At 70.6% G+C, this 21,465-nt stretch carries 19 protein-coding genes; 8 read left to right on the top strand and 11 right to left on the bottom strand.

Features of this window, described 5'->3' with window-relative positions:
* Positions 1–372: 372 nt before the first annotated feature.
* On the top strand, positions 373–648 hold the full coding sequence (locus tag M4D54_RS09070) for a hypothetical protein (protein ID WP_193866220.1): 276 nt from the start codon (positions 373–375) through the stop codon (positions 646–648).
* 164 nt (positions 649–812) lie between these two features.
* Here M4D54_RS09070 and M4D54_RS09075 read toward each other — a convergent pair whose 3' ends face one another.
* From M4D54_RS09075 to M4D54_RS09090, 4 genes are all read right to left on the bottom strand, one after another.
* Positions 813–2,483: a cytochrome bc complex cytochrome b subunit gene (locus tag M4D54_RS09075; protein ID WP_193866221.1), complete on the bottom strand. Its 1,671-nt coding sequence runs from the start codon at positions 2,481–2,483 to the stop codon at positions 813–815.
* 4 nt (positions 2,484–2,487) lie between these two features.
* Positions 2,488–3,552: a ubiquinol-cytochrome c reductase iron-sulfur subunit gene (locus M4D54_RS09080; protein ID WP_193866252.1), complete on the bottom strand. Its 1,065-nt coding sequence runs from the start codon at positions 3,550–3,552 to the stop codon at positions 2,488–2,490.
* Positions 3,553–3,560: 8 nt separating this feature from the next.
* A complete protein-coding gene (locus M4D54_RS09085) occupies positions 3,561–4,355 on the bottom strand; it encodes a c-type cytochrome (RefSeq protein WP_193866222.1) in 795 nt (264 codons plus the stop codon).
* Positions 4,356–4,425: 70 nt separating this feature from the next.
* Positions 4,426–5,154: a heme-copper oxidase subunit III gene (locus M4D54_RS09090; protein WP_193866223.1), complete on the bottom strand. Its 729-nt coding sequence runs from the start codon at positions 5,152–5,154 to the stop codon at positions 4,426–4,428.
* A 224-nt stretch (positions 5,155–5,378) separates the two neighbouring features.
* Here M4D54_RS09090 and trpD point away from each other — a divergent pair, with 224 nt between their 5' ends.
* Positions 5,379–6,461, top strand: coding sequence for an anthranilate phosphoribosyltransferase (gene trpD / locus M4D54_RS09095; RefSeq protein WP_193866224.1), 1,083 nt, complete (start codon positions 5,379–5,381; stop codon positions 6,459–6,461).
* Between the two features lie 7 nt (positions 6,462–6,468).
* Here the strand turns inward: trpD and M4D54_RS09100 are convergent, their stop codons facing one another.
* The 3 genes from M4D54_RS09100 to M4D54_RS09110 form a co-directional block, all read right to left on the bottom strand.
* On the bottom strand, positions 6,469–6,750 hold the full coding sequence (locus M4D54_RS09100; protein WP_259891035.1) for an Lrp/AsnC family transcriptional regulator: 282 nt from the start codon (positions 6,748–6,750) through the stop codon (positions 6,469–6,471).
* A 44-nt stretch (positions 6,751–6,794) separates the two neighbouring features.
* Positions 6,795–8,468 carry a DEDD exonuclease domain-containing protein gene (locus M4D54_RS09105; protein ID WP_259891038.1) on the bottom strand — a complete coding sequence of 558 codons (1,674 nt, stop codon included), beginning with the start codon at positions 8,466–8,468 and terminating at the stop codon, positions 6,795–6,797.
* A gap of 79 nt (positions 8,469–8,547) precedes the next feature.
* Positions 8,548–10,356 (bottom strand): long-chain fatty acid--CoA ligase, encoded by a 1,809-nt coding sequence (locus M4D54_RS09110; RefSeq protein WP_193866227.1) that lies wholly within the window; start codon positions 10,354–10,356, stop codon positions 8,548–8,550.
* A 161-nt stretch (positions 10,357–10,517) separates the two neighbouring features.
* On the opposite strand from M4D54_RS09110, the gene M4D54_RS09115 reads away from it, so the two are divergent.
* Positions 10,518–11,453, top strand: a complete 936-nt coding sequence (locus M4D54_RS09115; RefSeq protein ID WP_193866228.1) for an ROK family protein — start codon at positions 10,518–10,520, stop codon at positions 11,451–11,453.
* 54 nt (positions 11,454–11,507) lie between these two features.
* Here M4D54_RS09115 and M4D54_RS09120 read toward each other — a convergent pair whose 3' ends face one another.
* Positions 11,508–12,032 carry a hypothetical protein gene (locus M4D54_RS09120; protein ID WP_193866229.1) on the bottom strand — a complete coding sequence of 175 codons (525 nt, stop codon included), beginning with the start codon at positions 12,030–12,032 and terminating at the stop codon, positions 11,508–11,510.
* Complete coding sequence (locus tag M4D54_RS09125; protein ID WP_193866230.1) at positions 12,029–12,805, bottom strand: carboxylesterase; 777 nt, start codon at positions 12,803–12,805, stop codon at positions 12,029–12,031. The genes M4D54_RS09120 and M4D54_RS09125 overlap by 4 nt, the downstream gene beginning before the upstream one ends.
* A gap of 75 nt (positions 12,806–12,880) precedes the next feature.
* Here M4D54_RS09125 and M4D54_RS09130 point away from each other — a divergent pair, with 75 nt between their 5' ends.
* Positions 12,881–13,588 carry a 1-acyl-sn-glycerol-3-phosphate acyltransferase gene (locus M4D54_RS09130; RefSeq protein WP_259891039.1) on the top strand — a complete coding sequence of 236 codons (708 nt, stop codon included), beginning with the start codon at positions 12,881–12,883 and terminating at the stop codon, positions 13,586–13,588.
* 75 nt (positions 13,589–13,663) lie between these two features.
* Entirely contained in the window at positions 13,664–15,058 is a 1,395-nt protein-coding gene (locus tag M4D54_RS09135; RefSeq protein ID WP_259891040.1) for a class II 3-deoxy-7-phosphoheptulonate synthase, read from the top strand.
* 51 nt (positions 15,059–15,109) lie between these two features.
* Here M4D54_RS09135 and pknB read toward each other — a convergent pair whose 3' ends face one another.
* The gene (gene pknB / locus M4D54_RS09140; RefSeq protein ID WP_259891041.1) at positions 15,110–17,170 is read right to left on the bottom strand and encodes a Stk1 family PASTA domain-containing Ser/Thr kinase; all 2,061 of its coding nucleotides are present in this window, start codon (positions 17,168–17,170) and stop codon (positions 15,110–15,112) included.
* Positions 17,171–17,307: 137 nt separating this feature from the next.
* Between pknB and M4D54_RS09145 the strand changes: the two genes are divergently transcribed.
* Positions 17,308–17,661: an Rv2175c family DNA-binding protein gene (locus tag M4D54_RS09145; RefSeq protein WP_193866234.1), complete on the top strand. Its 354-nt coding sequence runs from the start codon at positions 17,308–17,310 to the stop codon at positions 17,659–17,661.
* 30 nt (positions 17,662–17,691) lie between these two features.
* On the opposite strand, the gene M4D54_RS09150 is transcribed toward M4D54_RS09145, so the two are convergent.
* Positions 17,692–18,882 (bottom strand): polyprenyl synthetase family protein, encoded by a 1,191-nt coding sequence (locus M4D54_RS09150; protein ID WP_193866235.1) that lies wholly within the window; start codon positions 18,880–18,882, stop codon positions 17,692–17,694.
* Positions 18,883–19,048: 166 nt separating this feature from the next.
* On the opposite strand from M4D54_RS09150, the gene M4D54_RS09155 reads away from it, so the two are divergent.
* Both M4D54_RS09155 and M4D54_RS09160 read left to right on the top strand, forming a co-directional pair.
* Positions 19,049–20,215 carry a hypothetical protein gene (locus M4D54_RS09155; protein ID WP_193866236.1) on the top strand — a complete coding sequence of 389 codons (1,167 nt, stop codon included), beginning with the start codon at positions 19,049–19,051 and terminating at the stop codon, positions 20,213–20,215.
* Between the two features lie 24 nt (positions 20,216–20,239).
* Positions 20,240–21,433, top strand: a complete 1,194-nt coding sequence (locus M4D54_RS09160; protein WP_193866237.1) for a homoserine O-acetyltransferase — start codon at positions 20,240–20,242, stop codon at positions 21,431–21,433.
* Positions 21,434–21,465: the final 32 nt, after the last annotated feature.

Genomic DNA, 21,465 nt, shown 5'->3' on the forward strand with positions numbered 1-21,465 from the left:
TGCACACCTCGATGCACTCGCGGCCATCAACGGCCGGCCACAGCCTCGCCGCAGGTGATCTGCAGAACCGCCGTCGCGTGACCGGGTTGTGAACCCGCCCCTGCAGTACCAGGACGGGGGCAGACCCGACGTCGTGAGCCCGGGGGCAGCACGGGTGCCCCGACCGCGCGGCCCCCCCTCGCACCGCCTGCGGGCCGCCCGCGCCGCGTATACGGGGCCCCTCCCGCAACCGCCTGCTGGGCCCCGCCCGCACCGCCTGTGGGGCCGCCCGCACCGCCTGCGGGGCCGCCATGGCCATGCGTGCTCCTGCTAGCGTGTGGACTGATCGCCCGGTGGGAGATCCGGGCCCAGGGCGCCCCCAGGAGGCCACAGATGATGATCGGCGGAGCAGCAGATCCCGCGGCACGCGCGGAGCAGGAGATCAAGGCACTGTTCGCGGGGGATGACGTGATCGCGCATGCCGTGGACTGGGCGCGCGGTGTGCTGATGGACAAGGGCGTCGACCCCTCCGCTCATCCTCTGCGCGCCATCCGCGCACTGCGTCGCGCCGATCGGCGCCTGGGGCTGGTCCCTGCCCGCTATCTCGTCGATGCCGCCGCCGGTCGGCCCACGAGGCGGGGTCGTGCACGAAGCCCGCTCCTGGAGTGAGGCAGCCCGCACTGACGGGCAGTGCCGTGTCCGCGCTGACGCCTCGAGAGCGGCGGTCCCCGCACTCACCCGTTCTTGGCACAGCAGAAGGGCCCCGGAGACTGCTCCGGGGCCCTTCTGCGCTCAGCGCGCGGGGGCAGGTGTGCCTTCCGCGGATCAGCGACTCAGTGGACGGCCTTCTCCGCAGGGGTGCGGTAGTCGCCGCCAGTGAGCTGATCGATCGTGTGCTTCTCGTGGCCGGCGTGCTCCAGGGCCTCCCGCAGCTCGGCGGGGCTGGCCGGGGTAATGCTGTCCTTGAAGAAGAACGATGTCGCCGCAGCGCGGAGCGATGAGACGCCGTTGCCGGCCTTGAGCGGACGGTAGTCGTCGTGCTGCACGAGCACCCAGCGGTCGTACTCGTTCAGCGGCTCGTGGATCTCGATCATGTCGCCGGTCTCGGTGCGCACGATGCGGGAGGTCTCCACGCCGTGCAGCGCCTTCTGGTGGGCCTGACGCTGGAGTGACAGGCACAGGCGCTTTGTGATCCAGAACGCGAGCACCGGGGCCACGAAGAACAGGATCCGGTACAGCCACGTGAGGTCGTTGATCGACAGGTCCAACGCGATCGCCAGCAGGTCGTTCGCCGCGGCGAGCACGAGCACGATGTAAACGGTGATCCAGGCGACGCCGAGGCCGGTGCGCACCGGGGTGTTGTACGGCAGGTCCAGCAGGTGGTGCTCCCGGTCATCACCGGTCACCCATGCCTCGATGAACGGGTACAGGGCCAGGAAGCCCAGCATCGCGCCGTAGAACATCATCGGGATCAGCATGTTCCAGGAGAACACGTAGCCGAAGATCGTCGACTCCCAACCCGGGATCAGGCGCAGGCCACCGTCGGTGAACAGCATGTACCAGTCGGGCTGCGAACCGGCTGAGACAGGGGACGGATCGTACGGTCCGTACACCCACACAGCGTTGATGCTGGTGGTGGCGGAGATCAGGGCGATAACGCCGAACACCAGGAAGAAGAAGCCCCCGGCCTTCGCGGTGTACACCGGGAACAGCGGGAAGCCCACCACGTTGCGGTCGGAGCGCCCCGGGCCGGGGTACTGGGTGTGCTTGTGCAGCACCAGCAGCACCAAGTGGATCGCGATCAGTCCCAGGATGGCTGCGGGCACCAGCAGGATGTGGATGGTGTACAGGCGCGGGATGATGTCGGTCCCGGGGAACTCGCCTCCGAACAGCAGGAACGAGATGTAGGTGCCGATCACCGGGATGGACTTCGCCAGGCCGTCCGCGATGCGCAGGCCGTTCCCGGACAAGACGTCATCCGGGAGGGAGTAGCCGGAGAACCCGGCCACCATCCCGAGGATCATCAGGGTGAAGCCGATCAGCCAGTTCAGCTCACGCGGCTTGCGGAAGGCCCCGGTGAAGAACACGCGGAACATGTGCACGTAGATCGCGACCATGAACACCAGGGCCGCCCAGTGGTGCATCTGCCGGAACAGCAGACCACCGGTGACCTCGAAGGAGATCTCCAGCGTGGACTCGAAGGCGCGGGACATGTGCGCGCCCTGCAGCGCCTCGTACGGGCCGTTGTAGATAACCTCCTCCATGGAGGGGTCGAAGAACATGGTCAGGAAGGTGCCGGTGATCAGCAGGATGACGAAGCTGTACAGAGCCACCTCGCCGAACATGAACGACCAGTGGTCGGGGAAGATCTTCCGGGCGAAGAACTTGATGAAACCGCCGCCGGAGACGCGCTGGTCCAGCCAGTCACCGCCGACGGCACCGAGCTTCATCGCGCGCCCCTGCTTCGGGGCCTGCTTCTGGGATGCGGGAGTCGTGGTCGACACGTGATCACTTGTCCTTGTGGATGTCCCAGAAACTGGGACCGATCGGCTCGGGGAAGTCGCCGCGGGCCACCAGGTAGCCCTCGGCATCGACCTCGATCGGGAGCTGGGGGAGCGGCCGGTGGGCCGGGCCGAAGATGACCTTGGCGGCGTCGGTGACGTCGAAGGTGGACTGGTGGCAGGGGCACAGCATGTGGTGCGTCTGCTGCTCGTACAGCGCCACCGGGCATCCCACGTGGGTGCAGATCTTGGAGAAGGCGAGAATGCCCTCGTACCCGTTCGCCAGGCTCTCCTCGTTCTTGCCGAGCTTCGGGTCGATGCGCACGATGACCGCGGCCGCCTTGGCGCGCTCCTCCAGGAAGTGCGGGGTCTCGGAGGTGAGGTCCTCCGGCATCACGTGGAAGATCGAGTTCATCGCGACGTCCGAGGCCTTGATGGGGGTGCCGTCGTGGTCCCGGGCCAAGCGCATCCCCGACTTCCAGAAGGTGTGGTGCAGCTTGTTTCCCGGCATCGGACCCAGGGTGGACAGCGGGGCGAGCACAGCGATCGGCAGGGCCGCCAGCGCCGCCACCATCGAGGTGACGATCAGCGGACGGCGGCCGATACCGGACTCGTCCAGGCCATCGCGGATGATGCCCACCGCGGCGTCGCGGGACTCGTCGGTGCTGCGGATCGGGTGCCGCTCCTCGACCACCTCGTCATCGGGCATCAGGGTCTTGGCCCAGTGCACAGCAGCAGCGCCGATGAAGAACACGGCGATCGCCAGGCCAAGGCCGATCATCAGGTTGGACCACCACAGGGCGCGGGGGGTACCGGGCTCGGCGAACAGGTTCGGACTGTCGGGCTGCGGTGTGACCAGGAAGTACGCCGCGATGAACAGCGCGGTGCCCAGCACCGACAGCAGGAACATCACCGCCACCAGGCGCTCGGCGCGCTTCTCGGCCCTGGGGTCCACGTCCGCGCGACGGTGCTGGTGCGGGGGCAGGCCGGGGTTGGGGAACCCGCCGTTTTCGCGCGGGGCGATGGCGCTGACACCGCGGGCAGGACGGGTTCCGTCGATGTTGTCGTTCACGTGCGTGCTCACTTCGCCTTCGCCCCCAGCCACACGGCACAGCCGGTCAGCAGGGTGAGGATGATGGTCCATGCGTACAGGCCCTCGGTCACCGGACCGAGTGAGCCCAGGGAGATGCCGCCGGGGGAGCCGACATCCTCGAGCTGATCGAGGTAGGCGATCACGTCGCGCTTGTCCTCGGCGGTCAGGCTGGCGTCGTTGAAGACGGGCATGTTCTGCGGGCCGGTCTCCATCGCCTCGTACACGTGCTTGGGTTCCAGGCCCAGCACGGGCGGGGCGTACTTGCCACGGGTCAGGGCGCCACCGGCACCGGCCGCGTTGTGGCACATGGCGCAGTTGATGCGGAAGATCTCGCCGCCGTTGACCGGGTCGCCGCCGGAGAGGTACTCCTCGGCCGGGACGCTCGGGCCCGGGGCCAGGGAGGCCACGTAGGCGGCGAGCTGGCGGGTCTGCTCCTCGTTCATCTGCGGGGGCTTGCGGGCCGCCTGCGCACCGGAGCGCTGCATCGGCATGCGACCGGTGCCCACCTGGAAGTCCACGGCGGCGGCACCCACGCCGATCAGCGAGGGGCCGACAGTCTGACCGTCGGGATCCGTCTGGCCCTCGGCATTGCGACCGTGGCAGGTGGCGCAGTTCGCCAGGAACAGGGCCTCACCCGCAGCGATGTCCTCCTGCGAGTAGGACTCGGCCTGCGCGACGCGCGGCTGGAAGGCGGCATAGAGCCCACCCGTGGCAACCAGCGCCAGCAGCAGTATCACGAGCAATGCCATCGGGTGATGGCGACGTGCGGCGAGTGCCTTCACGGTTCGGACCTCGATTCGTGGAGGGGTCGGGCGGGGACGGGGGACGTACCGGGGAGCAGCGGGTGCTCGATCAGAAGATCGACCAGTTGAAGTCGACCGGGATGGCGTGGCCGGGCATGCGCGACATGATCGGGTCGATCAGGTAGACGATCGCGAACAGGACGATCCACACCACGTCCACGAAGTGCCAGTAGTAGGACACGCAGATCGCGGAGACCTGCTCGTGTTGGGTGAATCGCTGCGCCGCGAAGGCGCGCGCCAGCACCATCAGGAAGGCCATCAGACCGCCGATGACGTGGATGCCGTGGAAGCCGGTGGCGAGGTAGAACACCGAGCCGAACGGGGAGGACGAGATGGTCACGCCGTGGTGGACCAGCTCTGCGTACTCGAAGGCCTGACCGGAGACGAAGATCGCGCCCATGATGTAGGTGAGGGTGAACCACTCGATCATTCCCCAGCCGGCGATGTTGAAGATCGAGCCGGTGCGGCGCTTGCGGGGCTCGAAGACCCGGCCGCTGGGCAGGCGGCCCTCGGCCATGTACACGCCGATCTGGCAGGTGACGGAGCTGGCGACCAGGATCGAGGTGTTCAGCAGGGCGAAGCCGTGTGTGAAGTTGGCCTGCCCGGCGGCGAAGACGTCCGGCACCATCGACCGGAGTGTGAAGTACATCGCGAAGAGGCCGCCGAAGAACATCAGCTCGCTGGCGAGCCAGACGAACGTCCCGATCTGGGTCGGGTTGGGGCGGCCCACCGCCGGAGCGGCGGGGGCGGGGCGCTCAGTCAGGGTCGCAGTAGTCACGTCACCATTATGTCGTGTCGTCAGATTCAGCGGGACCGGTTCACGACCTCCGGACCCACCGCGGGGCATGGCGCCCGGGCGAACCATGTCAGCATAGCTCCCCTGACGTCGCGTCACGAACCTGGACACGCGACTGATGTGCAGGTGGTGGCCCTGTGTGAGCGTCGTGACCGATCCGTGATCCCGGCCGACGCGCCTGACCGCGACGGTGGGATGATCGGGCCATGAACCACGAGAGCACCCCGAGCTGGTCCCGTATCACCGCGCGCCTGGTGCGGGGCGAGGAGCTCACGCACGCCGAGGCGACCTGGGCGATGGACGAGGTCATGAGCGGTGACTCCTCGCCCGTGCAGCTGGCCGGCTTCCTGGTGGCGCTCCAGGCCAAGGGCGTGACCAGCACCGAGCTGGGGGCTCTGGCCGATGCGATGACATCCCATGCCCGCCCGGTCGATGCCCCTGAGCGTGCGATCGACATCGTCGGCACGGGCGGCGACCTCGCCCAGACCGTGAACATCTCGACGATGGCCTCGATGATCATCGCCTCGACGGGGCGCACCGTGGTCAAGCACGGCAACCGGGCATCGACCTCGCGCTCGGGCTCCGCCGACGTGCTCGAGGCGCTCGGCGTGCGCCTGGACCTGCCTGTGCCCGTGGTCGAGGAGCTGGTGCGCAGCATCGGGATGACCTTCCTGTTCGCCCAGGTGTTCCATCCGTCGATGCGCTTCGCCGCAGAGGCCCGCAAGGGTCTGGGCATCCCCACCGTGATGAACATCCTGGGCCCGATCACCAACCCCGCTCGGCCGCGCGCCAGCGCGGTGGGCGTGGCCGATGCCACGGTGGCACCCACGGTGGCCGGAGTGTTCGCCTCGCGCGGCACCAGCGCCCTGGTGTTCCGCGGTCATGACGGCCTGGACGAGCTCACCGTCACCGCGCCCTCGGACGTGTGGGAGGTGCGTGGTGGGCAGGTGCGCGAGCACGTGCTGGACCCGCAGGCCCTGCTGGGTGTGGAGCGCGCCGACCATGACTCCCTGCGCGGCGGCACCGCGGAGGAGAACGCTCAGGTGGCGCGGGACCTCTTCGCCGGCTCGCGGGCGGGCCGCATGGGACCGGTGCGCGACGCGGTGCTGCTGAACGCCGCCGCGGGCGTGCTGGCCTACGACGGGATCGACCAGCCGGCCGCGGATGGGTTCGAGGAGCGCTTCTGCGATTCCTTCGCGGAGGTGCAGGAGGCGCTGGACTCGGGCCGGCCGGCCGATCTGCTGGATCGCTGGGCCCGCGCCTCGCAGGCCGTGTCGCAGGGGAGCTGAGCCCCTCTCAGCCGTCCAGGCCCAGGTCGAAGGCCGCATCCAGGTCGCGCTTGGAGTAGGTCTTGAACGCGATGTTGGTGGTGGTGTCCAGCACGCCCTCCACCTTGCTGAGGCGGTCGGCGATGACTTCGGCGAGGTCCTCGTGGCGGCGCACCCGCACCACCACGATCAGGTCCACGTCCCCGGTGACCGAGTAGACCTGCTCCACGCCTTCGATGTCGACGATGGCCTGGGCGACCTCGGGGATGCGGTGGGACTCGACGATGATCGAGGCGATGGCGGTGATCATGGATCCTCCTGCGGACCTGGGCCGGTGGGTGTTCACCGGTGAGCCTATGCCCCCGAGGCGCCGGCGGTCCGGGCGAAGCGCTCGGTGAGATGCTCCGGGTCGAAGCGGGCGCGGGCCGGCACCCCCCAGGTGCCCTCCACCAGCACCGTTCGCACCGCCTCCTCCTCGAGCCAGGCCAGCAGGATCTCGGCCTCCTGGTGGTGCCCCTGGCACAGGGGAGCGGCCAGCTCCGCCTCCCCGAGACCCGTCAGTGCCAACGAGCGCGCCGCCGCCAGCGGATCGGCACGCAGCGGGACCAGGGTGGTGCCGGAGAACCGTCCATGCCTGACCGCGAGCAGCTCCCACCCCCTGCCCCCGATCACTCCCTCGGTGACGGGCCGGGCGGCGATCAGCAGCGGCACCGCGGCCAGCGCCCTCAGCCGGGAGGCCCGACGGGCGGCCCGGAGATAGGCGAGGGTGAGCTGGCGGATGCGCTCGGCGTCCTCGTAGCGCCCGGCGTTGACGTGGGTGCGCATGCGGACCGCCGCGTGGTCGAGCACCTCCCCGGGATCCTCCAGCATCGCGCGTCGGATCCGCGCCCTGTGCCCCTGGTCGCTGAGGCCGGCGTCCCGGGACGATCCCTCGAAGCTCGCGGCCCGTCCGAGCACCGCATCGGTGAGCAGGCCCTTGAGCGGCTCCAGGTCGTGACGGGAGGCCAGCGGGCCGATCTGCGCGGATCCGTCGGCCTCGTCCCGGGCCAGGCGTGCCGCGCGCAGGCCCTCCCTGCCGGAGCCGAGGCGCAACCACAGGGCCTTCTCGGGGGTGAGCCCGCGGCGGTTCGACGGAGGCTTGGTGGCGCCGATGATGCGCAGCTCCCGCACCGCCGCCTCCGTCGGGGTCGTGCACTCGATGGTGCGGATCGATTCCGCGCGGGGCAGCATGTCCAGCACCCGGCGGCGGGTCTCGGCGGCGGTGAAGTAGGTGCGCACCCGGCTTCGCAGGTTCCGGGAGGTGCCCACGTAGAGCACCTGGCCGTGCGCGTCCAGGAACTCGTACACCCCGGGCACCGGTGGCACCGCGGCCGCCAGGTGCTTCTTGCGCAGCTGGACCGGGGTGGCGCGCCTGTGGGCAGAGGCCAGATCCTCCAGCGTGGTGGCTCCCTGGGCGCCGAGGCGGGCGATGATCGCGTGCAGCACGTCCACCGTGGCGCGGGCATCGGACAGTGCCCGGTGATCGGGCTGGACGGCAGCGCCGACGTGGGCGGCCAGGGTGGACAGGCGGTGGTCGCGCACCTCGTCCCGTCGGTACACGGTGCGCGCCAGCGCCAGTGTGTCCAGCACCGGCGGCCCCGGCCAGGGCACGTGGTGCCGGGAGGCGTGCGCTGCGAGGAAGCCGATGTCGAAGCGGGCGTTGTGCGCCACCAGCGCCGCGTCCCCCACGAAGTCCAGGAACATCGGCAGCACCGTACCGATGTGCGGGGCGCCGGCGACGGTGGCGTCCGAGATGCCGGTGAGCGAGGCGATGTAGGCAGGGATCGGTCGCTGCGGATCCACGAAGGTGCGGAACTCACCGAGCACCTCGCCGCCGCGCACCTTCACCGCGCCGATCTCCGTGATGGCGTCCTCGGTGGGGTTCGTCCCGGTGGTCTCCAGGTCCACCACCACCAAGGTGGCCTCCGCCAGCGGGGTGCCCAGATCGTCGAAGCTCAGCTGCTGGCGCGGCGGACGGCGGGTGGACATGTCCTGCAGACTACGACGAGGCCCCGACACCCGAAGACGGGTGGCGGGGCCTCGCGCGACAGCGGCGAAGCGACGCTGCTCAGTTCGAGGGCTTGGGCCCGGAGTAGATCTTCTCGATCACATCGGCGAAGTCCTTGACCACCACATTGCGCTTGAGCTTCATCGAGGGGGTGAGGTACCCGTTCTCCTCGGTGAAGTCCGTGTCGATGATCTCGAAGGTGCGGATCGACTCCGCTCGCGAGACCGACTGGTTGGCCTTGTCCACCACCTGCTGCAGCTCGGCGTGCACCTTCTCGTTGCGACCGGCCTCCTCGATGCTCATCTCCGGCAGGCCGTTGTTCTTCAGCCAGGTGGGCAGCATCTCCGGGTCCAGCGTGATGATCGCGGCGACGAAGGGCTTCTGGTCGCCGATCACCACGCACTGGCTGACCAGCGGGTGGGAGCGCAGCTGGTCCTCCAGCTGGGCGGGGGAGACGTTCTTGCCGCCCGCGGTGACGATGACCTCCTTGGAGCGGCCGGTGATGGTCAGTGAGCCGTCCTCGTCCAGGGAACCGATGTCACCGGTGCGGAACCAGCCGTCACGCATGGCCTCCGCGGTCCCCTCGGGGTTGTTGTGGTAGCCCTTGAAGACCATCACGCCCTTGACCAGGATCTCACCGTCGTCGTCGATCGCCACGGCGGAACCGGGCAGGGGCGGGCCCACGGTGCCGGGCTTGACCGACCACGGCAGGTTCACGCACACCGGAGCTGTGGTCTCGGTGAGCCCGTAGCCCTCCAGCACGGTCACCCCGATGCCGCGGAAGAAGTGCGCCAGACGCGCCCCGAGCGGGGCTCCTCCCGAGACGGACCAGGAGACGTCCCCGCCCATGGCGCCGCGCAGCTTGGCGTACAGCAGCTTGTCGAAAGCGGCATGCTTGAGCTTGAGGGTCAGCGGGACCTTCCCGGCGGAGAGGGCCTTGGAATAGGCGATCGCCGTATCGGCACCGGCGGAGAAGATCTTGCCCTTGCCGCCGGCGATGGCCTTGGCCTCGGCGCTGTTGTAGACCTTCTCGAACACGCGGGGGACCGCGAGCAGGAAGGTGGGCTTGAACTTCGCCAGGTCCTCCATCAGGTTCTTGGTGTCCGGGGTGAAGGCAGTGGTGACCGGCCAGGAGGCGGCCACCACCACGAGCAGGCGAGCGAACACGTGCGCGATCGGCAGGAACATCAACATTCGTGAACCGGGGGGCAGCACGTGCTCGCCCAGCAGGTTCAGCGCGCTGCGGGCGGTGTCCACGAAGTTCGCGTGGGTGAGCTCGGCGCCCTTGGGGCGACCGGTGGTGCCCGAGGTGTAGATGATGGTCGCGACGTCCTCCAGGCGCCGGGAGGTGCGGCGCGCCTCCAGCTCGTCGTCGCTGACGTCCTTCCCGCGCTGCTTGAGCTCCTCGATGATGCCGTCCTCGAGCACGCCGATGCGCTCCAGGGCGGGCAGCTCACCGCGCACGGACTCCATGTCCTCGCAGTGGCGCCTGGCCTCCACCACGGCGAAGCGGGCCCCTGCATCCGAGGCGATCCACTGGATCTGGCTGGGGGAGGAGGTCTCGTAGATGGGGACGCTGACGCCGCCGGCGAACCAGACCGCCCAGTCCACCAGCACCCACTCGTAGCGGGTGCGCGACATGATCGCGACCACGTCACCGGAGCCGACGCCGGAGGCGATCAGGCCCTTGGCCACCGCCTTGACCTCCGCCACGAAGTCACCGACGGACAGAGGGCGGTAGGTGCCGGAGCCGTCGGCGAGTTCGAAGATCGGGGTGCGTGGATCGGACTGCAGTCGACCGAGCAGGAGGTCGGTGGTGTTCTCGTCCTCACGGCTGGTGTGCTGGGCGGCGGTGCCGAACTGCTTCATCGAATCTCCTTCGATCCGGATCGGACGCGGCTCCTGGGCGCCGGGCACCCGCCCGGAAGCGCTGGTGGGGTCTGGGGAAGTCTACGTCAGTGCGTCCTACGATGGACCCCGACAACACGGATCGGACGTGCCGGGACGCGGCGCGTCGGGGAAGAGGATTCATGCTCTCCATCGGAGTGGACATCGGCGGCACCAAGATCGCGGCGGGCGTCGTGGACGAGGACGGCACCATCATCGCCGCGACCACTCGCAGCACCCCCGCCACCGACCCCGAGCTGATCGAGGCCGGAGTCGCTGATGCGGTGGCCGAGCTGCGCTCCGAGCACGATGTGGTGGGCATCGGCGTGGGGGCTGCCGGTTTCGTCGGGGCGGATCGTCGCACCGTCGTGTTCGCCGCCAACCTGGCGTGGAGGCACCGGAGCCTGGCCGAGGAGCTCGAGCGCCTGGTCTCGCTCCCGGTGGTGGTGGAGAACGATGCCAACGCCGCCGGCTGGGCGGAGTTCCGCTTCGGTGCGGCCACCGAGGCCGAGAACATGCTGATGGTCACCGTGGGGACCGGCCTGGGCGGGGCGATCGTCATGAACGGGCAGCTGGTGCGGGGCAGTGGGGGCTTCGCCGGGGAGATCGCGCACATGACGGCTGTGCCGCAGGGACAGTGGTGCGGCTGCGGTCGCCGCGGCTGCCTCGAGCAGTACACGGCCGGCACCGCCCTGGTGCGCACCGCGAAGCGGCGCGCCGCCACCGGTGACCCGCTCATGGGGCCGCTCGTGCAGGCGGCCGGCGGGGCGAAGAAGGAGATCGACGGCCCCCTGATCACCCGGCTGGCCCAGCAGGGGGACCCCGGTGCCCGGGAGCTGATCGCCGAGATCGGCGGCTGGCTGGGCGAGGGGCTGGCCTCGATCGCGGCGCTGCTGGATCCCGAGGTGATCGTCGTCGGAGGTGGTGTGAGCGCAGCCAGCGACCTGCTGCTGGACCCCGCCCGCGAGGCCTATGCGGCGAACCTGACCGCGCGGATGCACCGCACCGTCGCACCGTTCGAGCAGGCCCGGATGGGCAATCGAGCCGGGATCGTGGGGGCGGCCGACCTCGCTCGCTGAGCCGCCTGTGCCCTCCCGGGGTGCCTGGGGCGAGGCGGGCTCGGTCCGCAGCTGCTAGATCTGGATACCGTCGCCCTCGCGGTGCGTCGGCGCGCGCAGCAGCAGGGCGATCACCCCGCCGAGGGCCACCAGGCCACCGAGACCTCCGATCCATGGGGGCAGGGCCGGCACCACCGCCACCACCAGCAGGGCCACGAGCCCACCGATGAGGGCGGTCCAGGACCACAGGGCGCGTGGTGTCGGCTCCGGCAGGTCCGGGTCCGGAGGGACGAAGTCGCCCATCCACGCGTCCGGGGCGAGCGCGTCGATGTCCTCCTCGTCCTCCAGCTCGCGTGGCGGCCTCGGACCTCGACCGCGGGAGGGGTGCGCAGCCCTGGCCTTGGCGCGGTCATCCTCGGAGGGCGGCTCGGAGGGGGAGTCGGGGCTGTGGGGGTGGTGCCGGTCCTCACCGCGGGCCGCCGGCTCCCGCGGTGCCTGCCCGGGCGGCAGCAGCACGCCTTCGGCCTCGAGAAGGCGGGCGAACTCCAGATCGACGTCGCGCGGATCCTCGCTGCGGGAGTCCTGCGGGCCGCCGCTCATACCGGCCGTCCCTTCGGCTCGGGCACGTGCTGGTCCAGGAATCGTGCCGAGGTGTCGAACAGCAGAGGGGCGTCGTGGTCCAGAGTGGCCACGTGGTGGCTGCGCAGCAGGGGGAGCCGCTCCACCGGGCCTCGTACGCCCGCGGCGATCGCGCGGCTGTCCCGTGCGGGCACGGTGTGGTCCTCCCGCGAGGTGGCCAGGAGCACCGGGACGTCGACCGCGTCCAAGGAGCGCCGGACCTGGGAGAAAAGTCCCCGCAGCTCGCCCACGGCCCGCATCGGGAGCCTGTCGTACCCCTCCTCGCTCACCCCCGGGGCGGCGATGTCCGAGGCGATCCCCGGCAGCGTGGGCACGAACGGGGCGATCAGGCCGGACAGCGCTGCCACGGGCGGCAGGCTCAGTCCCGGATTCACCAGCACCAGCGCGGCTATGCGGCCGCGCAGACCGGGATCTGCGGCCAGCAGCAGTGAGAGGGCGCCGCCCATGCTCAGACCGCCCACGGCGATGGGGCCGTGCTCGGCGGAGAGCTCCTCGGCGACGCCACGGACATGTCCGTACCAGTCCTGCCACCGTGTCCGCGCCAGCTCCCGCCAGTCGGTGGCGTGACCGGGCAGCAGCGGCAGCTCCACCTCCCACCCGCGCCCGGCGTGATCCTCGCCCCAGGGCCGCATGGACTGCGGCGAGCCCGTGAAGCCGTGGCAGAGGAGCAGCGCGCCGCGCAGGTTAGAGTGACCTCGCGCGCGCCATGGACGAGACAGTTCGCTGAACTCCATGGCTCCATGGTCGCACTAGCGCCGCCCAGGCACATCACCGTCCAGCGCTGTCACAGCGCACCCCCAGGAGAGCTCGTGTTCTACGCCTTCGCCAAAGTGGTCGTCGGGATCCTGGTCAGGCTGATCTGGAATCCCACCATCACCGGCGAGGAGCGGATCCCGCGGAAGGGCCCGGTGATCCTCGCCTCGAACCATGTCTCCTACGCGGACACCGTGGTGATGCCGATGCAGGTCTCCCGCGCGGTGCACTTCCTGGGCAAGTCCGACATCTTCAAGGGCGGGTCACCGCTGAACCAGGTGTTCGCACTGGTGCTGCGGGGCCTGCACGTGATGCCGGTGGACCGTTCCGGCGGCGCGGCCTCGCGCTCCGCGATCGAGGCCGGGCTGACGGTGCTCGGCGAGGGCAAAGTGCTGGGCATCTATCCCGAGGGCAGCCGGAGCCCCGATGGACGCCTCCACAGGTTCAAGACCGGCACCGCGCGCTTCGCCCTTGCGACCGGGGCGCCGGTGGTGCCGGTGGCGATGGTGGACACCTTCGAGGCGCATCGCGGCAGGAAGATGTTCCCCCACCGCCGCCCGCAGATGAAGGTGGTGATGGGGGAGCCCATCGACGTGGCGGCACTCGCCGAGGCCTTCGATGGCCTTGAGGAGGGACGCCTGCTGCGCGCGGTCACCGAGGTGATCCGGGAGCGGGTCCAGGAGCTCTCGGGCCAGGAGTACGTCGATGAGTACGCCTCCGACGTGAAGCGCCGCCTGAGAGCGGAGGTCGACCGCCCCACCTGATCCGGTCGGCCCGTCGGGGGGTCCCGCACCCTGGACGCGTCCGGGAATCCCCCCGTCACCGCCTATCCTGGCCGGGTGAGACACTTCAGCCCCGACGCTCCTGCCCGCGCCCACTCCTTCTCGCTGTCCTCGGCCGACGCCGGTCTCGAGGCCCTCGGGGCGTGGCGCGAGTATCCGCGGGTGCAACAGCCGGTGTGGCCGGAGGAGTCCGAGCGCGCGCAGGTGTTCGACACCCTGCGCTCCGCGCCCCCGCTGGTGTTCGCAGGTGAGGTGGACGTGCTGCGCGATCGGGTCGCCTCGGCCGCCCGAGGGGAGGCCTTCCTGCTGGCCGGCGGGGACTGTGCCGAGACCTTCGCCGACTCCACGGCCGACAGGATCCGCAACAAGATCCGCACCATCCTGCAGATGTCCGCTGTGCTCACCTACGGGGCCTCCGTGCCGGTGGTGAAGATGGGCCGGATGGCCGGGCAGTTCGCCAAGCCCCGCTCCTCCGACGTCGAGACGCGCGATGGTCTCACCCTGCCCACCTACCGCGGCGATGCCGTCAACGACTACGCCTTCACCCCGGAGGCGCGGCGCCCGGACCCCCACCGCCTGTGGAGGATGTACACCTCCAGCGCGACCACGCTGAACCTGCTGCGTGCCTTCACCGGCGGCGGCTTCGCGGACCTCCGCGAGGTGCACTCCTGGAACCAGGGGTTCACCTCGGGCCCCGGGTACGACCGCTACGAGCGCCTGGCCGCGCAGATCGACAAGGCGATCCGCTTCATGGCCGCGATCGGCGCGGACTTCGACGCGCTCAAGGTGGTCGAGTTCTACGCCTCCCACGAGGCGCTGCTGCTGGACTACGAGGAGGCGCTCTCGCGCATCGACTCGCGCACCGGCGAGATCTACGGCTGCTCCGGCCACTTCCTGTGGATCGGCGAGCGCACCCGAGACATCGACGGCGCCCATGTGGACTTCATGTCCCGCCTGCGCAACCCCATCGGCGTGAAGCTGGGCCCCACCGCGACGGTGGACGACGCCCTGCGGCTGATCGACAAGCTCGATCCCGAGCGGGAGCCCGGCCGCCTCACGTTCATCACCCGCATGGGGGCCGGGAAGATCCGGGACCGCCTGCCCGCCCTCGTGGAGGGAGTGCGGAATTCCGGTGCCCAGGTGGCCTGGGTCACCGATCCGATGCACGGCAACACCATCACCTCCTCCAACGGGTACAAGACCCGGCGCTTCGAGGACATCCTCGACGAGGTGGTCGGCTTCTTCGAGGTGCACGAGGCCGCCGGCACCGTCCCGGCCGGTCTCCACATGGAGCTGACGGGCGATGACGTCACAGAGGTCCTGGGCGGCACCGGTGAGATCGACGAGGCCGGCCTGGAGCGCCGCTACGAGACCCTCGTGGATCCGCGCCTGAACCACCAGCAGTCCCTCGAGCTGGCGTTCCTGGTCGCAGAGATGCTGGCTCGCCGCTGATGCCGTCTGCCCCCTGGGGGGCATCGCCCCGGCCCCGGACGGGCCGGGGCGTCAGAACACCGTGATGGTGACGGTGGAACCCTTGGCGAGTTCGCTGCCGGCGGCCGCGGACTGCTCATAGACCAGGCCGAACACGGGTTCGCCGCGGTCGTGCTGCACGGAGACCGTGAAGCCGGCTGCCTCCAGGGTGGCCTTGGCATCGGCCTCGCTCTGGCGAAAGACGTCCGGCACGGTCACCATCTCCGGCCCCAGCGAGGTGACGATCCGCACCGTGTCACCGCGGTGCAGGGTTCCCGAGGCCGGGTCCTGGGAGATCACGGCGCCCTTCGGCACCGACCCCGAGTGCGCCTGGGCGCTGGAGACCTCGAACCCGGCGGCCTCCAGGGCGGCGCGTGCATCGGACCCGCCGCGGCCCCTCTGGTCCGGTACCGTGATCGGCTCGCGCCCCTGCGAGAGGACCACATGGACCTCGCCACCGGCAGGCAGTGCCTCAGCCTCGGAGGACTGAGAGATCACGTGGCCCTGGGGGACGGTCTCCGAGTAGGACGGCTCGTCCTCCACCAGCGTGAGGCCCTGCTCCTCGACGGCCTGGCGTGCTTCCTCGACCCCCATGCCCTCCAGAGAAGGGACCGGGAAGGTCTGCTGCCCCTTGGAGACGATCACCTGCACATCGGTGCCGCGCTTGACGATGGTGCCGGTCGAGGGGGAGGAGCTGATCACGTGGCCGGCAGGCACGGTGTCGCTGAAGCGCTCCTCGGTGCGGGTGGAGAGATCCGCCGAGGCCAGCGCAGCCTCCGCGTCGGAGAGCTGGGTGCCGGCCAGCACCGGCACGGAGCGGTCCCCGCCCGGCCCGTCGGTGGCGTACCAGTCCACGCCTGCCCAGCCGCCCAATCCCAGGACCCCCGCCAGCAGCAGCGAGGCCAGTGCGGTCACCGGGCGGGAGCGTCGGCGGGTGCTGTGGGGAAGGTGCCGTCCGCGGCGGGTCCGCGGCAGTGGAAGGGCGACGACGCGCGGAGGGAGATCCTCCGGGCCCGTGCCTTCGCCCGGGCCGGGTGGCTCAGCAGGGACTGCCCCATCGGTGCCCTCCGGATCAGCGGGATGCCCTGCTGTGCCGTGCTCGCTCGTCGGCTGCGTGCGCATCTCGCTGGGGAAGCTGCGCGCCTCGGAGCTGATCTGGGAGACGACGTCCGTGAGCGGGACCGTCAGCCGGGGAACCTCCCCGGTGGAGTCGAGCTCCCGCGGCTCCGGGCGGGCGTCGAGGACCCCGGGGGGCAGCGTGCGCTGCAGCTCGCGCACCGCTCGCAGGAGGTCCCCGGCCGCGGCCGGGCGCTGCTGCACGTTGCGGGCGGCAGCCCAGGTGACGAGGGAGTCGAGTGCGGAGGGGATCGCGGTAGCCAGCGATGAGGGAGCCGGGATGTCCTCGTGGACGTGCTGGAAGGCGATGTGCACGGGCTGCTCACCGCGGAAGGGCTGCAGCCCCGTCAGCATCTCGAACACCATCACCCCGAGGGAGTACAGATCGCTGCGCTCATCGCAGTGGCCGCGGGTGACCACCTCAGGACTGATGTAGGCGACGGTGCCCAGCAGGGTGGCGCTGGCGGAGGACTGAGCGGTGCCCACCGCGCGGGCCAGGCCGAAGTCGGCCACCTTCACCACGCCCTCGGGGTCGATCAGCACGTTCTCGGGCTTGATGTCGCGGTGAACGATCCCTGCTTCGTGAGCGGCGGCCAGGGCCTCCAGCACCTGCGCGGTCACATCGAGGGTCTCGCGCACGCTCATCCCCTCCGGCTGCCCCAGACGGGCGCGCAGAGTCTGTCCCTCCACCAGCTCCATCGCCAGGTAGATGCGGTCTCCGTCCTCGCCCTGGTCGAAGACGCCGACCACGTTGCGATGCGCCAGGCGCGCGGCTGCACGGGCCTCGCGGGCGAACCGGCGGCGGAAGTCCTCGTCCATCGCGAGGTGGGGGTGCATGATCTTCAGCGCGACCACGCGGTCCAGTCGCTGATCGTGCCCGCGGTGCACGGTCGCCATGCCACCGCGCGCGATGAGGTCCTCGACCCGGTAGCGTCCGTCCAGGAGCAGGTCGAGGCCGGGGGAAGTCGGCGCACTCACGCTGTCACTGTAGGGCGCAGGTCTGTGGTAACGGAGCAGCGACACACGCGCGCGCGAGTCGACCCGGACACAGCGGCTCCCGCACGCGCGACGGCTCCCGCGCGCACGATGCGGCACGGGCATGGCACCCTGGGGGCGTGAACGAGCTCGATGACCTGATCCCTGAATGGCTCTCCCTGCCGGACGTCGCCCGCATCCTCGACATCGAGGTGTCCAAAGTGCGCCGCCTGATCGACGACGGCGAACTGGTGGCCGTGCGCCGCGGCGACCCCGTGGTCCGCTCGGTGCCGGCCGACATGCTGCTCGACGGCCAAGTGGCCCCGCACCTCGCCGGAACCATCACCGTTCTGCGCGACGGCGGATTCGAGGACGAGGAGCTGCTGCGGTGGCTCTTCACCGAGGACGACACCCTGCCGGGTCGACCCATCGACCATCTCCGGCGCGGCCAGCGCGGGGAAGTGCGCCGGCGAGCCCAGGCGATGGCCTTCTGACGCCGGTGGGCCGCGCCTCCTGATCGAGGCTCAGCGCGGCAGCGAGTCGGTGTCGGTGGCCTGCGCGGCCAGGGTGAGCAGGCCGGCCCGTCCCAGTTCCCCGAGGGCGTCGGTGCCCTCGAGCAGGGCCCTGGCGGCACCGGCCCGCTGCCGCACGTCCTGCGCAACCGAGGCGACCGCCCCGCTGTCCACCATCAGTGCGTGCACGGCCCGGACGTCTTCCGGGTGCGCGGCAGGGTTCCCGATGGTGCGCTCGAGCAGTGCGAGCTCGTCCTCGTCGGCATGCGCAACGGTGCGGGCCAGCAGCACGGTCCGCTTGCCCTCGACGATGTCCCCGCCGGTGGGCTTGCCGGTCTGATCCTCGTCCCCGACCACGCTCAGCAGGTCGTCCCGCAGCTGGAACGCGGTCCCCACCTCGATGGACCAGCGGGAGAGCAGGCCCAGCAGCTGATCATCGGCCCCCATCAGCGCAGCTCCCATCCGCACGGGGCGCAGCACCGTGTACGGGACCGTCTTCCACCGGATCACCTCCAGCGCCGCCGCCTCCGGGCCCGATTCCTCCCGGTCCGCCACGGCATCGACCCCGGCCTGCCCGGTGCCCGTCGTCCCCCTTCCGGTGCCCAGCCCCCCGGCCTGGTGCAGGATGTCCAGGTACTGGCCGCACATCACCTCGGTGCGCAGCGCGTCGAACTCCGCGCGGGCGCGCCCGGCGGCCTCGCTCGAGTCGAGGGCCTGCGAGAACAGCTGCTCGGCCCAGCTGAGGGTGAGATCGCCGAGCACGATCGCGACCGCCACCCCGAACTCGTCGGAGGAGCCGGCCAGGGACCGGTGCCGATGAGCTGCGGACTGCTCGACGTGCAGGGCCGGTCTGCCGCGACGGGTGGGGGAGTGGTCGATCACGTCGTCGTGCATGAGGGCGGCCGCCTGCACCAGTTCGATGGCGGCGCCGCTGAGGGCGAGGCCCGCGACCTGTTCGTCGGTGGGCGGCTCGGGCAGCGCCGCCAGCCCGCCGAAGAAGCAGAAGCGGGGCCGCAGCATCTTCCCGCCGGCCAGGTAGCGCTCCAGCGAGTCCACCAGCGTCAGCGCCTCCGGGGCGATCCTGCCGAGCTCCCCGCGCCGATCCCGGATCAGCGCGCGGTGCACCGCCTGCACCTCCTGGACCAGGCGTTGGTCGAGAGCGTGCAGGTCGGGGGTGGAGCCGGAACGGGCAGGAGCAGTCATGGGGGTCCTTCCTTCGCTGATCCCCGATCCTGTCACGAGCTGCCTGTGCCGCGGGTGCGAGGCTCCTACGGCGCTCCTACGGCGCCAGGTTCCTCCCCATCGTCCGGATGTCCCCAGGAACGCAAGGGCGGTGGCCGCGGTTCGTGGTCCTCGGGAGGCTTCAGGCATGACGACCGAGACCCCGTCCTGCCCCGAGTCACCACGGGTCATCCGCGCCGATGACCCCGCTGAGCTGCTGGCCGCCGCGCGGCTCAGCTTCGGCGCCGTTCCTCGTGACTGCCTGCTGATGGTGGGCCATGCCGGGCACGGCACCCGCCCCGTCCTGACCTGCTCACCCGTGCGCGAGATGAGCGAGCCGGCCGGCCGGGAGCACCTCGAGAACCACCTCACCCTGATGAGGGAGCGGGGATGCACCGGCGCGCTGGCCCTGCTGATCGCCGGTGACGGCACCGAACCGGTGGATGCCCACGAGATCGACGACTGGGCGGGGGTCCTGGCACCGATGGTCCTGGACGTCGCTGCGCGGATGCTGCCTGATCCGTTCCCCGTGCACCCGATGTGGGTGCTGGGTGACGGCAGCGTCCGCCAGGTACTGCTCGTTGCGGGTGAGGGTGATGCCCCCGGGGAGGTCTGGGTCTCGCCCGCCGAAGAGCTGCTGCCCTTCGATCGCACCCGAGCAGCGATGGAGGCCGTGCTGGAGGGTCGCAACCTCCGCCGAGGACGAGCCGAGCGTGAGGCCCTTCGCGCCCTGGGCGCGCAGCTGGCACTGCACCCGGCCAGCGGTGAGCCGGCCGAGGCCGCCGATCTGTTCGCCCGGGCCCGGGAGTCGGTGTCTCGGCTGGCGGCAGCCGGGCAGGCCGGTGGCACCGGGAGCGGCCGCTTCGTGACGGACTGTGAACAGCTCTGCGCGATGCTCTCGGCGCTCGCCGTTGACGCCGTCCATTGGGAGCTCCTCGCCGTGTGCGTGGATCGGGGCTCGCGCCGATCTGTCGATCGGGAGGAGCTGCTGCAGGAGCTCACCAGTGACCCGTCGCGTCGACCGCATGCAGACGTCTGCGCAGGTGGGGACTGGTATCACAGCCTCGAACTACTGCGTGATGCGGCCACGGGCGCGATGGACGGGGCCGATCCCGCCAGCGCCGCGGTGGCGCGGGACGCGTGGCGGGGCATCACGGCAGTGCTGACCCTACTGTCGTGGTGGAACCACCGCTTCGCCGCCGCCGGGGACCTGGTGGACGATCTGCTGCGGCGCGATCCGGCATCGACTCTGGCACCCTTGCTCGCAACGATGATCGACACCCCGATTCCCCCGGCGTGGTGGCCGGAGGAGTGAGCCCAGAGGGAGGAGCCCACGCCGATGACCGCACTCAGCGCCCTGTCCCCTCGCACTCGGCCCCAGCCCTCCCACGAGCAGGCGGACGCGGCCGCAGTCCTCCTCCCCGCCAGCGGGGCCTGGCGGCCCGAGCACGGGGCCGGGGATCGGCGGTTCGCCTCCGTCGGCCCGCTCCGCCTGGAGAGCGGCGCGCTGCTGGATGACGTGCAGATGGCGTACGAGACCTGGGGGCAGCTCGACGCCGACGGCAGCAATGCGGTGCTGGTCCTGCACGCCCTGACCGGTGACTCCCACGTCCGCGGCGCGGTCGGTCCAGGGCATCCCAGCGGGGGCTGGTGGGAACAGATGGTCGGGCCCGGCCGCCCGATCGACACCGATCGCTACTTCGTCATCGCCCCGAACGTGCTGGGCGGGTGCCAAGGGAGCACGGGACCCAGTTCAGATGCTGCCGATGGTCGCCCCTGGGGCTCGCGCTTCCCCCGGGTGACCGTGCGGGACCAGGTCTCGGCCGAGCGCGCCCTGCGCGACCAGCTCGGCATCGACCGCTGGGCGCTGGTCATCGGCGGTTCCATGGGCGGGATGCGTGCACTGGAATGGGCGGTCTGCCATCCGCAGGAGGTCCAGCGGCTCGCCGTGATCGCCAGCGCCGCCCGGGCCAGCGCCGACCAGATCGCCTGGAACAGCGCCCAGATCGCCGCCATCGAAGCGGACCCCGGCTTCCACGGCGGGGACTACTACCACCTGGGCCCGGGTGAAGGCCCCCATCGTGGCCTCGGGATCGCACGCCGCATCGCCCACACCATCTACCGCACCGCCGAGGAGCTGGAAGCACGCTTCGCGAACCGCGCCCAGGGGGAGGAGGACCCCCTGCACGGCGACGGCCGCCATCAGGTCACCAGCTACCTGGACCATCACGCGACCAAGCTGGCGCGACGCTTCGATGCGAACTCCTATCTGACCCTCGTGCGCTCCATGAACACCCACGACGTGGGCAGGGGCCGCGGGGGACTGGCGAAGGCGCTCGGCCGGGTGCGTGCCCGCACCCTGGTGGTCGCGATCACGACGGACCGGCTGTTCCCCCGACCACTCGTCGCCGAGACCGCCCAGCACATCGACGGGGCGGTCATGCACTGCGCCTCCTCACCGATCGGCCATGACGCGTTCCTTCTGGCACACCCGCACCTGGATCGGTGGATCGTCGAACTGCTGGCCCGTTAGTCTGACCCGATACGTCGCAGCCCGTGGCCGCC

It is taken from the genome of Brachybacterium sp. p3-SID1565, assembly GCF_025143785.1.
Lineage (GTDB): Bacteria > Actinomycetota > Actinomycetes > Actinomycetales > Dermabacteraceae > Brachybacterium > Brachybacterium epidermidis.

Bases quoted from the DNA above. Each gene is read 5' to 3' on its own strand.
- M4D54_RS09110 (WP_193866227.1), bottom strand. From the start codon at position 10,356: ATGAAGCAGTTCGGCACCGCCGCCCAGCACACCAGCCGTGAGGACGAG.
- M4D54_RS09120 (WP_193866229.1), bottom strand. From the start codon at position 12,032: ATGAGCGGCGGCCCGCAGGACTCCCGCAGCGAGGATCCGCGCGACGTC.
- M4D54_RS09115 (WP_193866228.1), top strand. From the start codon at position 10,518: ATGCTCTCCATCGGAGTGGACATCGGCGGCACCAAGATCGCGGCGGGC.
- trpD (WP_193866224.1), top strand. From the start codon at position 5,379: ATGAACCACGAGAGCACCCCGAGCTGGTCCCGTATCACCGCGCGCCTG.
- M4D54_RS09125 (WP_193866230.1), bottom strand. From the start codon at position 12,805: ATGGAGTTCAGCGAACTGTCTCGTCCATGGCGCGCGCGAGGTCACTCT.
- M4D54_RS09150 (WP_193866235.1), bottom strand. From the start codon at position 18,882: ATGACTGCTCCTGCCCGTTCCGGCTCCACCCCCGACCTGCACGCTCTC.
- M4D54_RS09070 (WP_193866220.1), top strand. From the start codon at position 373: ATGATGATCGGCGGAGCAGCAGATCCCGCGGCACGCGCGGAGCAGGAG.
- M4D54_RS09155 (WP_193866236.1), top strand. From the start codon at position 19,049: ATGACGACCGAGACCCCGTCCTGCCCCGAGTCACCACGGGTCATCCGC.
- M4D54_RS09100 (WP_259891035.1), bottom strand. From the start codon at position 6,750: ATGATCACCGCCATCGCCTCGATCATCGTCGAGTCCCACCGCATCCCC.
- M4D54_RS09105 (WP_259891038.1), bottom strand. From the start codon at position 8,468: ATGTCCACCCGCCGTCCGCCGCGCCAGCAGCTGAGCTTCGACGATCTG.
- M4D54_RS09160 (WP_193866237.1), top strand. From the start codon at position 20,240: ATGACCGCACTCAGCGCCCTGTCCCCTCGCACTCGGCCCCAGCCCTCC.